Origin of the sequence: Micromonospora haikouensis, assembly GCF_000876225.1 — a bacterium.
GTDB lineage: Bacteria > Actinomycetota > Actinomycetes > Mycobacteriales > Micromonosporaceae > Micromonospora > Micromonospora haikouensis.
Genome location: NZ_JXSX01000003.1, coordinates 1,641,849 through 1,658,059, shown reverse-complemented (window position 1 = coordinate 1,658,059; position 16,211 = coordinate 1,641,849). Strand labels below are relative to the sequence as shown.

8 protein-coding genes are annotated in these 16,211 nt (G+C 76.9%); 2 read left to right on the top strand and 6 right to left on the bottom strand.

What is annotated here, in order from left to right; all coding sequences use genetic code 11:
• The first annotated feature begins 25 nt into the window (after positions 1–25).
• The gene (locus TK50_RS28390; RefSeq protein ID WP_052503981.1) at positions 26–1,582 is read left to right on the top strand and encodes a condensation domain-containing protein; all 1,557 of its coding nucleotides are present in this window, start codon (positions 26–28) and stop codon (positions 1,580–1,582) included.
• Between the two features lie 11 nt (positions 1,583–1,593).
• Here the strand turns inward: TK50_RS28390 and TK50_RS28385 are convergent, their stop codons facing one another.
• Positions 1,594–2,565, bottom strand: a complete 972-nt coding sequence (locus TK50_RS28385) for a LysR family transcriptional regulator (RefSeq protein WP_043968549.1) — start codon at positions 2,563–2,565, stop codon at positions 1,594–1,596.
• A gap of 185 nt (positions 2,566–2,750) precedes the next feature.
• On the opposite strand from TK50_RS28385, the gene TK50_RS28380 reads away from it, so the two are divergent.
• Positions 2,751–4,298 (top strand): MFS transporter, encoded by a 1,548-nt coding sequence (locus TK50_RS28380; protein WP_158499204.1) that lies wholly within the window; start codon positions 2,751–2,753, stop codon positions 4,296–4,298.
• A gap of 472 nt (positions 4,299–4,770) precedes the next feature.
• On the opposite strand, the gene TK50_RS28375 is transcribed toward TK50_RS28380, so the two are convergent.
• The 5 genes from TK50_RS28375 to TK50_RS28355 all read right to left on the bottom strand — a co-directional run bounded on the left by TK50_RS28375 (position 4,771) and on the right by TK50_RS28355 (position 16,124).
• The gene (locus TK50_RS28375) at positions 4,771–5,718 is read right to left on the bottom strand and encodes an alpha/beta fold hydrolase (protein ID WP_052503979.1); all 948 of its coding nucleotides are present in this window, start codon (positions 5,716–5,718) and stop codon (positions 4,771–4,773) included.
• 105 nt (positions 5,719–5,823) lie between these two features.
• On the bottom strand, positions 5,824–7,170 hold the full coding sequence (locus tag TK50_RS28370; RefSeq protein ID WP_043968548.1) for an MFS transporter: 1,347 nt from the start codon (positions 7,168–7,170) through the stop codon (positions 5,824–5,826).
• Positions 7,171–7,194: 24 nt separating this feature from the next.
• The gene (locus TK50_RS28365) at positions 7,195–9,255 is read right to left on the bottom strand and encodes a prolyl oligopeptidase family serine peptidase (RefSeq protein ID WP_052503978.1); all 2,061 of its coding nucleotides are present in this window, start codon (positions 9,253–9,255) and stop codon (positions 7,195–7,197) included.
• Positions 9,252–10,148, bottom strand: a complete 897-nt coding sequence (locus TK50_RS28360) for a VOC family protein (protein WP_043968547.1) — start codon at positions 10,146–10,148, stop codon at positions 9,252–9,254. The genes TK50_RS28365 and TK50_RS28360 overlap by 4 nt, the downstream gene beginning before the upstream one ends.
• Before the next feature lie 99 nt (positions 10,149–10,247).
• Positions 10,248–16,124, bottom strand: coding sequence for a non-ribosomal peptide synthetase (locus TK50_RS28355; protein WP_052503977.1), 5,877 nt, complete (start codon positions 16,122–16,124; stop codon positions 10,248–10,250).
• Between the last annotated feature and the right edge of the window lie 87 nt (positions 16,125–16,211).

The window sequence follows — 16,211 nt, the reverse complement described above, 5'->3', positions numbered from 1 at the left end:
CCGCACCGTCGGGCGAGGAGGAGTCATGGGGACGCTGATGGGCCGACTGGCCGCCATGTCGGAGGAGGACCGGGCCAGGGTGCTGGCGAAGGTCCGGGGCGCCGCGGGCGGCCCGGCGGGCACCGGGGAACCCCGGCTGGCCCCCGGGGCCTGCCCGGCGGGGCGGGGGCCGGCGTCGTTCGTGCAGGAGCAGCTCTGGTTCGTCAGCCAGCTCGCGCAGGGCGTTCCGGCGTACAACGTGTCGTTCGCGTTCCACCTGACCGGGCCGCTCGACGCCGACGCGCTGCTGGCGGCGGTCCGCGACGTGGTCCGGCGGCACGACGTGCTGCGCAGCCGGCTGGTGCTCGCCGACGGCCGGCTCGTCCAAGAGGTCACCGACGCCGACCCGCGGGTGCCGGTGCGCGACCTGACCGGCGCGCCCGACCCGCAGCGGGCCGCGCAGGAGCGCGTCGCCGCGCTGTCCCGCACCGCGTTCGACCTGGCCGCCCGGCCGCCGCTGCGGCTGGAGCTGCTGCGCATCTCCCCCACCCGGCACGCGCTGGCGTGGATCGCCCACCACACCCTGGTCGACGGCTGGTCGTTCGGCATCCTGCTGACCGAGCTGGCCGGGGCGTACCGGGCCCGGTGCGCGGGGCGGGAACCGGACCTGCCCGAGGTGCGACTGCAGTTCCGCGACGTCGCGCACTGGCAGCGGGAACGGATGACCGGGCCGACCCTGGACCGGCTGCTGGACCGCTGGCAGCGGCGGCTGGCCGGGCCCGCCCCGGCGGAGCTGCCCACCGACCGGCCCCGGGGCGCCGCGCAGACGTTCCGCGGCGGGATGCTCCGCTTCGACTTCGGCGCCGACGCCGCCGCCGGGGTCGCCGCCGTCGCCGACCGGCTGCGGGTCACCCCGTTCGCCGTGCTGCTGGGCGCGTACGCGCTGGTCGTGGCCGCGTACGCCGGGTCGGACGCGGCGGTGGTCGGCGCGCCGCTGGCCGGGCGGGGCCGCCCGGAGCTGGACGCGGTGGTCGGCCCGTTCTCCAACACCCTGCCGCTGCGCGTCGACCTGTCCGGCGACCCGACCGGGGCCGAGGTGCTGACCCGCGCCAACGACGCGATGCTCGACGCGGTGTCGGGGCAGGACGTGCCGTTCAGCAGGCTCGCCGACGCGGTGCGCGGCGACCGGGACGCCCGCCGCAACCCGCTGTTCGACGTGCTGTTCAACCTGGGCAACCTGCCGCCGGGCAGCGACCGCGCCGACCTGGGCGGGCAGACCCGGCTGGAGGTGCGCGGCTGTCCGAACGGGACGGTCCGCCTCGACCTGGAGCTGACCGCCGAGCACACACCGCAGGCGCTGACCGGCCGGCTCGAGTACAACGCCGACCTGTTCGACGAGGCCACGGCCGGCGCCCTGCTCGACGACGTCCGGCTGGTGGTCGGGCAGCTCGCCGCCGACCCGACCACCCGCCGGTCGGCGCTCGAGGTGCCCGGCGCGCGCCGGCGGCGGCTCGCCGCAGCGGCCCGCGCGGCCGGCGGCGACGCCGCCCCGCTGCGCCCGGCCCGCACCGCGGCCCGGCGGACCCGGGCGTGGAGCCGGTGACCCGGCCCCGGTCAGCCGCCGGCCGGCGGCCCGGCCGCGAGGGCCTCCCGGTCCTCGTCGGGCAGCCAGCAGTCGGCCAGGTCGTGGGCCCGCCACCCCTCCAGCGCGCCGTAGTCGTGCAGCAGGTCGACGAAGTCGTGCAGGACGGGCCGCCGGTCGTTACGCCGCCACAGCAGCGACCACGGGTACACCGGTCGCGGCTCGACCAGCGGCAGGGTGACCAGGTCGTCGGCCTGCGGGTTGGCCACGTCGGCGGCGGAGAGGAAGACCCGCCCCAGGGCCCGGCCCCGGCGCAGCAGCTCGTCCGCCCCGACGTTGTCGACCTGCTCGAAGGTGAGCGGGATGCCGAACCGGTCGGCGAAGAGCTGCAGGTAGGTGCCCCACTCCACGGCGCTGCCCGGGCTGGGCACCCAGACGCCGTGGTCGACCAGGTCGGCGGGGCGCACCGTCGACCGCCCGGCCAGTGGGTGCCCGGCGTCCACGACGGCGACCAAGGGCTCCAGCCGGATCAGCCGGTGCGCCACGGCGGTCGCGGCTGCGGCACCGGCGACCCGGCCGAAGACGGCGTCGATCTCGGCCCGGCGCAACGCCGGCAACGCCAGGGAGAGCCCTCGCCGGGCGCTGATCTCCAGGCGCAGCCGGGGGTTGCCGGCCAGCACCGCCGCGACGAGCCGGGCCGGGCCGAGCCGGTCGTGCAGGACGTCGACGCGCAGCGGGGTGGCCGGGCGGTGCACCGCGGCCACCGCCGCGTCGCCGGCGGCGAGCAGGTCGCGGGCCGGGCCCAGGAAGCGCCGGCCCGCCTCGGTGAGCGCGCTGGTGCGGGTGGAGCGTTCGAACAGCGGCCGGTCGAGCAGCTCCTCCAGCCGCTGGATCCGCTTCGACAGCGCCTGCTGGGACAGGCCGAGGCGCTCGCCGGCCCGGCCGAAATGCAACTCCTCGGCGGTGACCACGAAGGCTCTTACCAGCGCGAGGTCGAGATCCATGCCGCCATCCTGTGGTGACAACCAATCGTTGTCAAACGCACCGGGCGGTTGTTGGACCGCGCTCGCCGGAAGTTATGGAATGAACATACCGGCGCATGCCGGTGGGTAAATGCGAAAACCCTCGCCGTCGACACCGGAACCGGGCCGGCGGAACACATGAACAAGAAGTGGAAGGAGGCGGCAGAATGGCTGCCACGCTGTCGCAACAGGATCTCCCGAAGGCCGATCCGCGCCGCTGGAAAGCATTGGCGCTGCTCGCGCTCGTCCAGTTCATCATTTTCCTGGACGCCACCATCGTCAATGTCGCGCTGCCGTCCATCCAGCGTGATCTCGGCTTTTCCGAGGCGACGCTGACCTGGGTGGTGAACGCGTACCTGATCACCGCCGGTGGCCTGCTGCTGCTCGGCGGCCGGATCGCCGATCTGGTCGGCCGCCGGAAGGTGTTCTGCCTCGGCGCCGGCCTGTTCGCGGTGGCCTCCGCGACCGCCGGCCTGGCCCAGAACAGCGAGGTGCTGCTGGCCGGCCGGTCGTTGCAGGGCGTCGCCGAGGCGCTCTCCGCGCCGGCCGCGATGTCCATGGTGGCCCTGCTCTTCACCGACCCGAAGGAGCGGGCGAAGGCGTTCGGCATCTGGGGCGGCCTGGCCGGGCTGGGCTCCGCCGCCGGTGTGCTGCTCTCGGGCGTGCTGACCGACCTGGCGAGCTGGCGGTGGGTGTTCCTGGTGAACATTCCGCTGGCCGTGATCCCGATGCTGCTCCTGCCGAAGCTGGCCGACGAGAGCCGGGCACCGGCCCAGGGCCGGCGGCGCCCGGACTGGCTGGGCGCGGTGCTGGTCACCGGCGGTCTGATCGCGATCCTCAACGCCGTGCTGAACGCCGCCCGCAACGGCTGGGACTCCGCGCCGGTGCTCGTTCCGCTGCTGGTCGGCATCGCCGCCCTGGCCCTGTTCGTGGTGGTGGAGACGAAGGTGGCGCAGCCGCTGGTGCCGCTGGGCTTCTTCGCCAACCGGGTACGCGCCACCGCGAACGTGGCGACCGTGTTCGTGGCCAGCAGCTCGGCCGCGGTGTTCTTCCTGATCGTCCTCTACACCCAGAACGTCCTGGGCTACTCGCCGCTCGCCAGCGGCCTGGCCTGGCTGCCGTTCTGCGTGGCGTTCATGCCCGGCCTGTTCCTCTCCACCAAGCTGATCATGAAGGTGGGCCCCCGGTCGACGCTGGCCGCCGGCCTGGCCGTCTCGGCGATCGGGGTGGCCCTGTTCACCCGGATCTCGGTCGACGGCTCGTACCTGACCGACCTGCTGCCGGCCATGGTGGTGACCGCGCTGGGCTTCGGCATGACCAACCCGGCCATGCAGAACGCCGCCCTGCACGAGGTGTCCGAGGCCGACGCCGGCCTGGGCTCCGGGATCGTCACCACGGTGCTGCAGATGGGCAGCGCCCTGGGGCTGACCGTCTTCGTCTCCCTGGCGCTGAGCCACCAGCGGGGGCAGCAGGCCGCCGGGGTGGCCGAGAACCTGGCCGTCGTGCGCGGGTACGACCACGCGTTCGGCATCGCCGCCGGGGCCCTCGCGGTGGGCGCGGTCGCGGCGCTGGTGATCCTGCGCGGCGTGCGGCCGACCGCCCCGCAACAGGTCGACCCGGCCGCGGCCGTGGACGACGGCGCGGAGCAGCAGCTCGACGACCTCGCCGACGCCGACCACAGGCGGCGTCCGGTGGGGCAGGGCGCGCGGGGCTGACCCGCCGCCCGACGCGGTGGCCGGGGCGGAGCGATCCGTCCCGGCCACCGCCGTGTCCGGCCCCGCAGGACGCGCCGAGGGCAACCGGGCGCGGGGTGCGGTCTGCCCACGCCCGCTCCGCGCCGGCGGGCCGGTGACGGGGCGCAATCCCTCTCGGCCACGGGCAAGCACTCCCACCGCCCCCTTTGCTCTGCACCCAAGGACGCAACATTCCACGCTGCGTGACGTATCTCCTGCTCCCCCACCCCTCGCCGCCGAACATCCGGGCAGCTCGGGCGGGCTGTTGCGGGTATGGGTGCAGAGCAAAGGGGGCGCGTCAGCTCTGGCGGGGGCGGCCGGACATGACGCAGAGTCACGTTGGTCGGGCCGGACAGCCGGCCCCCACGGGCCGTCACGTCAGGTGAGCGGCGGGGGCGGGGCGGGGTGGAGCGGCGGGCAGGGCGAGGCGGGGCAGGGCAGTCCCGGCCCGCGCCTAGCGCACCGGGCGCGGCGGGCCCGACGCGCGGCGGATGAACGCGACCGCCTCCCGGGCGGAGGTCGCCCGCATCGGCGGGCCGACCAGGTGGTCGAGGACCCGGGGCCAGGACGGCACCACCAGCAGGTGGCCGGCGTTCGGCACGACCTCCAGCCGGGCGTCGGGCAGGGCGTCGCGCCACCACCGGCCGTGCTCGGGGCCGGCGAGGGCGTCGTCGGCGCCGTACAGCAACAGGGTGGCCGCCCCGACCTGGTCGGGGGTGAAGCCCCACGGGCGCAGCGAGTAGCCGGCGATGTCGTCCGCCATCCCCCGCACGCCCTGGGCGAACGCCTCGGCGAGCATGTCGCCGATCCGCGTCCCGGCGCCGGGGTCGGCCGGCGCGGCCCGGTCGGCCGGGTTCGCGCCGAGCAGCCGCAACGCCGCCGGGTCCCGGGGATCCGGCGGCACCAGGCCGGCCAGCGCGGCGTCCAGCTGGGCGCGGACGTCGGCGGGCGGCCGGTCGCGCAGCCCTGCGGTCAGGTCGCGCTGGCCCGGGTCGAGCCAGGGCACCTCCTCGTCGGGGGCGGGCGTGGCCAGCACGGCCACCCGGCGCACCAGGTCGGGCCGGCGAGCCGCGAGGGCGAGGGCGACCCGGCCGCCGGCCGACCAGCCCGCGACCGCCACCCGCCCGAGGCGGCGCTGGTCGATCAGCTCGGCGAGGTCGTCGGCGGCCGTCGGCACGTCGGCCCAGTCGGTAGCCGGGTCGGAGCCACCGTAGCCGGGCCGGTCGAGGGCGAGGAGGGTGACCCCGGCGAGCCGGGTGGCCGCCGGGTCGGGGTCGAACGCGCCGGAGCCCGGGGCGGGATGGCAGAACACGACCACCCGCCGGCCGGTGTCCGCACCGTGGCGGTGCACCACCGCCCGGCGACCGTCCCTGAGCGTGATGATCTCCCCGGTGCTGGACATGCGGCCGAGTCTGACAGCGGGCGGCGGCCGGGGAGCCGGTACGGCGGGAGGTCACCCGATCGGGTGACCTCCCGCCGTACGGCACGCGCCGCGTCCCACGCGGGCTCAGGTGCGGGCCGAGCCGACCAGGACGCGGTCCTGCGGCGCCGGCGGCGCCGGGGTCTGCGGCAGTTCGTCGTCCGGTCGGGCCCGCCGGACCGCCCGGACGCCGGCCGCCCCGGCGAGCAGCGCGGTCACGGTGAGCAGGCCCAGGTACCAGTCGAGCCGACCGGCCCCGGCCAGCCAGGTCGCTAGGGCCGGGGTGAGCCCGCCGGCCAGCGAGCTGGCCACGGCGTGCGGCAGGCCGATGCCGCTGGCCCGCAGGTGGGTGGGGAACATCGACGCCATGATCTTCGGCAGGACCGCGGTCAGGCAGGACATGAAGAACAGCCCCGTGCACAGGCAGAGCACCAACCGCCCGGTGCCGCCGGACGCGGCGTTCAGGGCGAGCGGGCCGGCCACCGCGAAGCCGAGGACGCTGACGCCGAGCATCGGCAGCACGCCCACCCGGTCGGCGAGCAGGCCCAACGGGATCAGCACCACGATGGACAGGGCGATGGCGGCGGTGACCGCCGCGTAGACGGCGTCGGCGGGCATCCCGGCCTGGCTCTGGGCCAGCGCCGGGGCGACGGTGGTCCAGGTGGTCGTCTGCACGGTCACCCCGACCACGAACAGCGCGGCGACCACGACGGCACCCTTGTGGTCGCGCCAGAGCCGGCGCAGGCCGGGCGGCGGGCCGCTGCGCCGGGCCCGGACGAACGCCTCGCTCTCCCCGAGCTGGCGGCGCAGCACCAGCAGCACCGCCGACAGGGCCGCCCCGGCCAGGAACGGCACCCGCCACGCCCAGTCGGCCATGGCCTGCGACCCGACGGTCGCGCTGAGCGCCAGGCCGAGCGCCGACGCCGCGAGGCCGCCGGCGGCGGAGCTGACCGCGAAGATGCTGCCGAACAGGCAGCGCCGGCTGCGCGGGGCCAGCTCCATCAGGTACGACACGGCGGCCGGCCACTCGCCGCCGGCCGACAGCCCCTGGGCGGCCCGCGCGAGGAACAGCAGCACGGGGGCGGCCACCCCGATGGCGGCGTACGTGGGCAGCAGGCCGATGACCAGGCTGCCGCCGCCCATCAGCGTGATCGACAGCAGCAGGGCGAGGCGGCGGCCCTGCCGGTCGGCCAGCGCGCCCATCAGGATGCCGCCGAGCGGGCGGAACAGCATGCCCGTCGCGTACGCGACGAAGACCGCGAGCAGGGCGGTGAGCGGGTCGGCGGAGGGGAAGAAGTGCTGGGCGATCAGCGGCGCGTACAGGCCGAAGATCAGCCAGTCGAAGTACTCGATGAAGTTCCCGGCGACGGTGGTGGCGACGGTGCGCGCCCGCCGTCGGGGCGTGGTGGCGGTCGGTACCGCGTGAGTGGTCATGGTCGTACCTCCGGATGGGTCGGCTCAGCGGGGTCGCAGGGCCGAGGCGTACAGGGCCAGCTCGGCGTCGAGGGCGCGGGTGATCGAGCCGACCTGCCGGAACACGTGCCCCTCCCCGGGGAACCGCAGGTAGGTGTGGGGCGCCCCGGCGTCGGCCAGCGCGGCGACGAACCGTTCGGCCGGCGCGAGCGGGCAGACGGTGTCCTCCTCTCCCTGAAGCAGCAGCAGCGGCCCGGCGAGGCGGGCGGCACGGTGGACGGGCGCGCGGTCGGCGTAGGTGGGCCGGGCGGCCGGCAGCGGCCCGATCAGGCCGTGCAGGTAGTGCGACTCCAGGTCGTGGGTCTCCCCCTCGGCCCACGCCAGCGGGTCCAGCACGGGGAAGTACGCGGCCCCGCAGCGGAACGTGTCGACGCTGGTCAGCGCCGCGCAGGTGGTCCAGCCGCCGGCCGAGCCGCCACGCAGGGCGACCCGGTCGCCGTCGACCGCCCCCTCGGCGGCCAGGGCCCGCGCGACGGCCGCGCAGTCGGCCACGTCGACGACGCCCCAGCCGCCGCGCAGCCGGTCCCGCCAGGCCCGCCCGAAGCCGGTGGAGCCGCCGTAGTCGACCAGCGCGACCGCGTACCCGCGGCTGGTGAACAGGAGCGTCTCGGGGTCGAGGGCGTCGGTGACCCGCCCGGTGGGGCCGCCGTGGGCGACGACGAGCAGCGGCGGCCGGTGTCCCGGGTCGGCGGCGACGGCGGGGTTGCGGGGCGGGTAGACGACGGCGTGCACCTCGCCGCCGGGCACCGGGAACCGGCGGTGCTCCCCGACGGGCAGCCAGCCGGGGCCGGGGGTGTGGTAGCGGTCACCGGTCACCGCGTCGGCCCGCCCGGTCGCCGTGTCGACGCGGACCAGGGCGGGCTGCCGGTCGGGCGAGGCGGCCATCGCGGCCACCGTCGTGCCGGTGGCGCTGACGGGCCCCCACACCGTGTACGGCAGGTCCAGCTCGTCGAGGACGCCCCGGGCCGGGTCGAGCACCGCGAGCCGGGTGCCGTGCCGGGGCCCGTCTGCGTCCGGTCGCGGGGCGGCCGGGTCGGGTCGCCGGGCCCCGTCCCCGTACCAGCCGGTGACGGCCAGGGCGATCCGGCCGTCGGCCAGCGGCGCGGCCCAGGTCTGCCCGGGCCGCCACAGCGCGCCGCCGGCCTCGCGGTCGCCGCGCCACAGCGGCCGGCGGTCGCCGTCCAACCCGATGGCGTACGGGTTCCACCAGCCGTCGGAGTCGGTGAGCGCCAGCAGGGTGCCGGCATCGAGCCACTCGGCCTGGCACACCGCCTCGGCGTCCCCGCCGGCCAGCACCCGGTGCCCGCCGAGCCGCCCGTCGACGATCGGGGCGACCTGCAACCGGGCCGCGTCCCACGGCATGTCGGGGTGGTCCCAGCCGAGCCACGCGGCGTGCCGGCCGTCCGGGGCGACCCGCAGGCCGGCGAGGAACCGGTGGCCGCCGCCGCCCAGCACCCGGGGCTCGGCGTCGCCGTGGCCGGTCAGCGGCACCGCGACGAGGTCGCGGAGCACGTCGGTGGTGCGGGGGCCGGTGCGCCGCTCCCGCACGCACCACACCTCGTCGCCGACGACGGTGCCCTCGGCGTACCGGTGGCGGCCGTCGGAGCACGGGGTGAGCGGGCGCGGCGGCGCCGCGTCGGGGCCGACGGCCACCAGGTACAGCCGCTGGTCGGTGTCGCGGGAGACGACGGCCGCGTCGGCGGAGACGACGGTGAACGGTCGGCCGCCGTACTCCTGGAACCGGCTGCGGGCGCTGAACCCGGCGGGGACGGCGTCGACGACGCCGCTCGCGGCGGTCCACCGGCACAGCACGGCCCGGCCGCCCTCGGCGGGGCGCAGGTCGGTGAACCAGACGGTGTCGCCGTGGGCGACCACCCACTGCTCGATCAGCCAGCGGGGCTCCCCGCCGGCCGCCGCCGCGTCCTGCGGGCGGAACGGCGAGGGCCACGCGCCGGGCGGCGGCGTGCCGGCACCGGCGGGGGCCGAGGTGGTGACAGGCGTGCCGGTGGCAGCGGAGCACGCCTCGGCCGCCGTCGGGGCGGTCACCGGGTCGCCCCGGCGGTCAGCGACGGGGCGGGGCGGGCGGCGACCAGCCGGATCGGGGCGCACCCCGCCGGGTCGACCACGGGCTCCCCGTCGATGCCGGGCCGCACGGCGACGCCGCGACCGGCCACGGCGGCGGCCACGGCGGCGGGTGAGTCGACGGCGAGGGCGACGGCGCACAGGCCGGGGCCGAGCCGGTCGAGGTGGGCGGCGACCGGGTCGCCGGCGCCGGCGGGTCCGGCAGAACCGACGGGGGCGAGCAGTCGCAGCACCCGCCCGTCGGGCAGCGTCCACGTCGCGGACCGGTCGCCGAGGGCGGGCGGGCCGCCGAGCAGGACGGCGTACTCGGCCGCGGCGGCGGGCAGGTCGGTGACGGCGATGTCCACCCCGGCCACGCCGTGCACGCCGCCGTGGCGCAGCTCGGCCGGGTCGGGGTCCGCCCCGGGCCACGGGTCGAGGTACTCGATGAGCGACGGCAGCCGGCCGCTGCGGAACTCCTCCCCGTGCGCGCCGACCCGCCAGCGGCGACGCCGGCCGTCGGGGCGCACCGACACGCCGTCCAGGGGCGGGCTGACCGGCACGCCCCGGTCGGCCAGGGCGGCGCAGGTCGCCGGCAGGTCCTCGGCGGCCAGGACGGCGGACACCCAGCCGCCACCGGCGTCGCTCACCCCGGTCATCCGCCGGCTCGCCGGCCGGCCCGCCGCCTCGGCGCGGTCCACGACGGTGATCAGTTCGAGGTAGCTGTCGGCGAAGCGGAGGACCGCGTTGGTCGTACCCCAGCCGGGGTGGCGGCTGCCGGGGCGCGACGGGCGGTCGAAGCAGGCGGTGAACGCGGCCCGGGCCGCGTCGAGGTCGGGTACGGCGAGCATGACGTGGTCGACGCCGGTGATGGGCATGGGTGGCTCCAGGCTGGTCGGCCGGCCGTGGGCCGGCAGGGGTGGGTACGACGGACCCGGGGCGGACGCGCCGCCGGCGCGGCGCGCCCGCCCGGGCGGTCACTCCAGGAACTCGGCCAGGTCGTCGGCCTCGCCCAGCTCGGCGAGCAGCCGCGCGGCGGCGGCCACCCCCTCGCCCTGCTCCGGGTCGTCGAGCAGGGTGGCGGCCACCTCGGCCACCGTCGGGCCGGTGAACACGGCCCGCAGCGGCAGCTCGCCGCCGGTCAGCTCCCGGATCCGGGACACCAGCTGGGTGGCGATGACGGAGTTGCCGCCGAGGGCGAAGAAGTGGTCGTGCCGGCCGACCCGGTCGACGCCGAGCAGCTCGGCCCACACCTCGGCGAGCAGCTGCTCGACCGGCCCCTCGGGGGCGGTGAAGTCCTGCTCGTCGTCGCGGCCGACGGTCGCCTCGGTCAGCGCCCGCCGGTCCACCTTGCCGTTGCCGGTCAGCGGCAGCCGCTCCAGCACGGTCAGGGCGCCCGGCACCAGGTACCGGGGCAGCTTCGCGCCGACGTGGGCCAGCACGTCCGCCGGCTCCGGCGGCGCGTCCGGCTGCGCCGGGGTCACGTACGCGACCAGCCGCAGCGTCTGCGGGGTGGCCCCGGCGGCCACGGCGACCGCCCGGTCCACCGCCGGATGCTCGGCCAGCGCCGCCTCGACCTCGCCCAGCTCGATCCGGTGGCCCTGGATCTTCACCTGGAAGTCGGTGCGGCCGAGGATCTCGATGCTGCCGTCGGGCAGGTAGCGGCCGAGGTCTCCGGAGGCGTACCTGCGTTCCCCGGTGGCCGGGTCCCGGACGAACTGGGCGTCGGTGCGCTCCGGGTCGCGCCAGTAGCCGCGCGCCAGGCCGACCTCGCTGGCGATGTGGATCTCCCCGGGCACCCACACGGGACGGTGGTCGCCACGGGCGTCCAGCACGTGGTAGCGCTGGTTGCTCATCGGCCGCCCGTACGGGATGCTCGGCCAGGCCGGGTCGACCTCGCCGATCGGGTTGATCACCGACCAGACGCAGGTCTCCGTCGGCCCGCCGGAGCCGATCACCCGGATGCCCGGTGCGACGGCGCGCACCCGGTCGGGCAGGGTCAGCGGGATCCAGTCGCCGGCCAGCACGGTCAGCGCCAGCGGGGCCAGGGTCTCCCCGGTGCCCTCGACGTGGCTGACCAGGATCTCCAGCAGGGCCGGCACCGAGTTCCAGAAGGTGACCCCGTGCCGGCGGACCAGCTCGGCCCACTGCTGCGGGTCGGGGTTCGGCGTCGGCGTGGGCACGACCACCGTGCCGCCGGCCGCGACGATGCCGAACACGTCGTAGACGGACAGGTCGAAGTGCAGGCCGGACACGGCCAGGCACCGGTCGTCCGGGCCGACGCCGAAGCGGCGGTTGACGTCGCAGATGGTGTTCGCCGCGCCCCGGTGGTCGACCATCACCCCCTTCGGCTTCCCCGTGGAGCCGGAGGTGTAGATGACGTACGCCAGGTCGGTGACCGCCTGGACGGGGGCGAGCGGGGTTGGGTCGACGTCGTCGAAGTCGGCGTCGACGCGCAGCCGGCGCACCCCGTCGGGCCATTCGACGCCCGGGTCGACGGCCGCCTGGGTGAGGACGGTGGACACCTCGCCGTCGCGCAGCAGGTGGTGCAGCCGCTCGGTGGGCACCTGCGCGTCGATCGGCAGGTACGCCGCCCCGGCGGCGAGCACTCCGTGCGCGGCGACGATCTGCTCCCAGCCCTTCTCCATCACGACGGCGACCAGCTCGTTCGGCCGGGCCCCGCCGTCGCGCAGCAGCCGGCCGACCTGGTTGACCCGCCGGTCCAGCTCCCGGTACGTGAGCACGGTGTCGCCGCAGATCACCGCCGGGGCGTCGGGGCGGGCGGCGGCGTGCGCGGCGACCGGTGCGTGCAGCAGCGTGTCTGGCACCGGCGCGTCGGTGCGGTTGGCCTCCCGGCGCACGGCGAGCTGGTGCTCGGGCACCAGCGCGAAGTGCTCGCTGCGCCAGCTGCGCGGCTCGGCGACGAGCCGGTCCAGCAGCCCGCAGTACGCGCCGAACATGTTCGCGAGCATCCCGGCGGGGAACACCTCGTCGATGGTGTCCCAGCTGAAGTGCAGCGCCCCGGCCACCTCGGAGACCTGGAAGTCCAGCGTCACCTGCGGGGTCTGGGTGCTGGTGTGGCTGGCCTCGCCGAGGGCGGTGGTGAAGTGCCGGGGCGGCTGCCCCAGCAGGCTGGTCACCACGACCGGGAACGCGGCCCGCACCTGACCGCGCTGGCGTCGGGCCAGCTCCCGCATCACCCGTACGCCGCCGAAGTGGCGGTGTTCCAGGTCCTCGAAGAGCTGCTGCTGCAGGGAGCGGGCCCGGTCGGCGAACGTGCCGTCGACCTTCTCGACGGCCAGCAGGCTGGTGGTGGTGAAGTCGCCGATCAGCTTGTCCACGTCGGGGTGCAGCGGCAGCCGGTTGAACAGCGGGAAGTTGATCGTGAACTGGTCGTTGGCGCTCCACGCCCGCAGCACCTCGGCGAACGCGGCGACGACGACGCCCGACGGGGTGGCCCCGACGGCGTGCGCCCGCTCCTTCAGCGTCGCCCAGGCGGCCGGGTCGAGCCGGTGCTCCCGGCGGGTGAACCGCACGTCGGTCACCTCGGCCGCCCCGGCGGCGCGGGGCAGCTCCGGCGCGGCAGGCAGGCCCCGCTCGATCCGGTCCAGCCAGTACCGCTTCGACCGCTGGTACGCCTCCGACCGCTCCAGCGCCACCTCGGCGGCGAGCACGTAGTCACGGAAGGACAGCCCCGGCTCGGGCAGCTCGGCCGCCGGGTCCTCGTAGCACGTGACCAGGTCGGGCACGAGGATCTGGAAGTAGCTCCAGGCGTCGATGATGAGCAGGTCCAGGCCGAGGTGGATCAGTCCCCGCCCGTCGGGCAGCAGGGTGAGCCGCACGTCCCACAGCGGGAACGTGTCCGCCGGGGCCACGTGGTGGGACAGGTGATCGCGCAGCTCGGCCACCGCCCGGTCGGCGTCGGCCGGGTCACGGTCGCGCAGGTCCAGCACCGGGATCTCGTACGCCGGGGGGTCGGCCAGCACCCGCTGGGTGCCGTCGGGGCGGATCACCGCGCGCAGCATGTCGTGCCGTTGCAGCACCCGCGCCCACGCCGCCCGGAACCGGTCGACGTCCAGGTCGCCGCTGCACCACTCCCAGTAGCCGTGGCAGCCGACGCTGCCCAGCTCGACGGCGTCGCTGCGGCCGATCCAGTACGCCTGCTGCGTGTCGGTGAGCGGGAACGGCTCGTACCGGTCGTCGGGGTGGTGTGCCATCGGCGGCAGGTCGCCGAACGGTTCGTCGTCGCCGTCGTAGCCCTCGTCGCCGTCGTCGTCTCCGCCGTCGGTCGGCTGGTCGACCCGGGCGGCCTCGATCAGCGCCGCCGCGCGGGCCACCGAGGCGACCCGGTCGGGCGCGAGGTCGACGCCGTAGCGGCTGGCGGCCAGGGCGGACACCGCCTGGCGGAGCCGCTGCGGCGTGGCCGCGCCGGTCAGGTCGTCCTCGACGCCGATCCGCTCCACGCCGAGCACCTCCGCGCACAGGTCGGCGAGGTCGCATTCCAGCTCGCTGCGCGGCGCCACGTACGGGGCGTCGCTGACCGGGGCGGGCGGGGCGGGCAGGGCGGCCCGGTCCAGCTTGCCGTTGGGCAGGCAGGGCAGGCCGGCGAGCCGCACGATCGCGCCCGGCAGCAGGTGCGACGGGAGCCGGTTGGCCAGCCCCTCGCGCAACTCCCGGGTGGAGAACGCGGCCTCGTCGGCGGGCACGACGTACGCGACGAGCCGGGGTCGCCCGTCCCGGCCGGGGCGGGCCAGCACGGCCGCCTCCCGGACCGTCCCGTCGGCGGTCAGCGCGGCCTCCACCTCGGTGAGGGTCACCCGGCGGCCGGCGACGCGGACCACGGCGTCGGCCCGGCCGAGGATCTCCACGGTGCCGTCGGGCCGGTAGCGGGCCAGGTCGCCGGTGCGGTACAACACCGGCTCCGGCTCCTCCGGCAGCGGGTTGCGCACGAACGCCTCGGCGTCGCACTCGGGGCGGGCCAGGTAGCCGGCGGCCAGGCCGGCGCCGGCCACGTGCAGCTCGCCGGCCACGCCGGCGGGCACGGGCTCGCGGTGCCGGTCCAGCACGTACAGCCGCATGTTGGCGATGGGGCGGCCGGCGCTGGGCAGCCGGACGGCCCGCTCGTCCTCGGCGACGCCGCGGGAGGTGCACCGCACCCCGGAGCCCCGGTCGTAGCAGCTCGTGGCCGCGCCGACCTCGGTGGCCCCGTAGCAGGCGACCACCTCGAACGGCAGGGCCGGGCTCGGCCAGTGGCGCAGCGGCTCGCCGACCGCGACGAGGAACCGCAGCGCGGACCGGTCCGGCCAGAACAACCCGGCGAGGCGCTCGGCCAGCCGGTTGAGCACCAGGGCGTGGGTGACGCCCCGGGCCACCAGCCAGTCCCGCAGCCGGGTGGGGCTGGCCGTGGTGCGCGCGTCGGCGATGGTGATCTCCGCGCCGCAGGCGAGGAACGGCATCCACTCCAGCAGTCCGATGCCGAAGCCGGGCGCGGAGACCCAGCTGGCCCGGTCCTCGGGGCCCACCCCGTACGCCCGGCACGTCCAGTTGGCCAGGTTGACCAGGGTGCGGTGGCGCTGCCGGACGGCCTTCGGCGCGCCCGTGGAGCCGGAGGTGTAGGCGATCTGGCACACCGCGTCGGGCCCCGGGGCGGCCACCTCCGGGGCGGTCGCCTCCCCGGCGTCGATGTCGGCGGCGTCGCGGTCCAGGCACACGGCCCGCCGGGCCACCTGGCCGGGCAGGTCGTCGAGGAGGCCGTCGAGGGTGACCACGACGTCGGGGCGGGTCTCGGCGAGCATCAGCTCGGTGCGGCTGCCCGGCTGCCCGGGGTCGAGCAGCACCACCGCTGCGGCGGCGCGGTGCACGGCCAGGGTGGCGACCACGGCGGCGGTGCCGCGCTCCAGGTAGAGCCCGACCCGGCCCCCGTCGGGCAGGCCGCCGGCGCGCAGGTGCCGGGCGAGCCGGTTCGCCGCCGCGTCGAGCTGGGCGAAGCTGAGGCGTACGCCCCGGTCGCGCACGGCCGGCGCGTCCGGTCGGCGGGCCGCCAGGTCGGCGACCCGGTCGGCCCAGGGCCGCTCGTCGGTGAAGTCGACGCGGGTGTCGTTCCAGTCGACGAGCATCCGCCGGCGTTCGGCGGCGGGCAGCAGGGTGGCCCGGGACACCGGGCGGTCGGGGGCGGCCACCAGGGAGCCGAGCAGGGTCGCCAGGTGGTCGGCGAGCCGGCCGGCGGTGGCGGCGGTGAACAGCGTCGCGTCGTAGTGCAAACTCGGCGCGCCGTCCGGGCCGAGCGCCAGGGTCAGGTCCGCGCCCGGCCAGACCGGGACCGGACCGCCCGCGGCGGCGGGGTGGAAGCCGACCGGGAACGGGGCCGCGGCGCCGGGCACGTCGTCGGGCCGGACCAGCCGGCCCACCTCGGCCAGCGGCAGGGGCGGCAGCCGGTTGGCGTTGGCCTCGGCGGACTCGACCTGCCGGATGAGGGCCCGGTAGCTCGCGCCGACCGGGACGCGCACCCGACGGGCCGTCGCCTCCGCGTCGCCAGCGGGCATCCCCACGACCAGGTCGGTCTCGGCGCCGTAGCGGACCAGCAGCGCGACGAGCGCCGCGAGCCAGCCGACCGGCGGTGTGACGTCGAGGTCGGCCAGCGCGGCGAGGGTACGCGGGGCGACCGGCACCGGCACCCGGGCGGGGGTGTACTCCCGCTCGGGTGGGCGTAGCCGGTCCAGCGGCAGCTCCACGGCGGCGGTGGCGCCGGCCAGGTGCTGTCGCCAAAGCTCGCGGGCCGACCCGGCCGCCGTCCCGGGCCGCTCGGTCCCCGGACGACCGGGGGACGTGTCGCCGATGGGCAGCGAAGTCGTCACCGTAACTCCTCTCTCGCCTCGCCGGCCGGGCCGGAAGGCGTGGGTGCACGCACCGGTGCGGATGATCCGGCCACGGTAGGAAGGGGC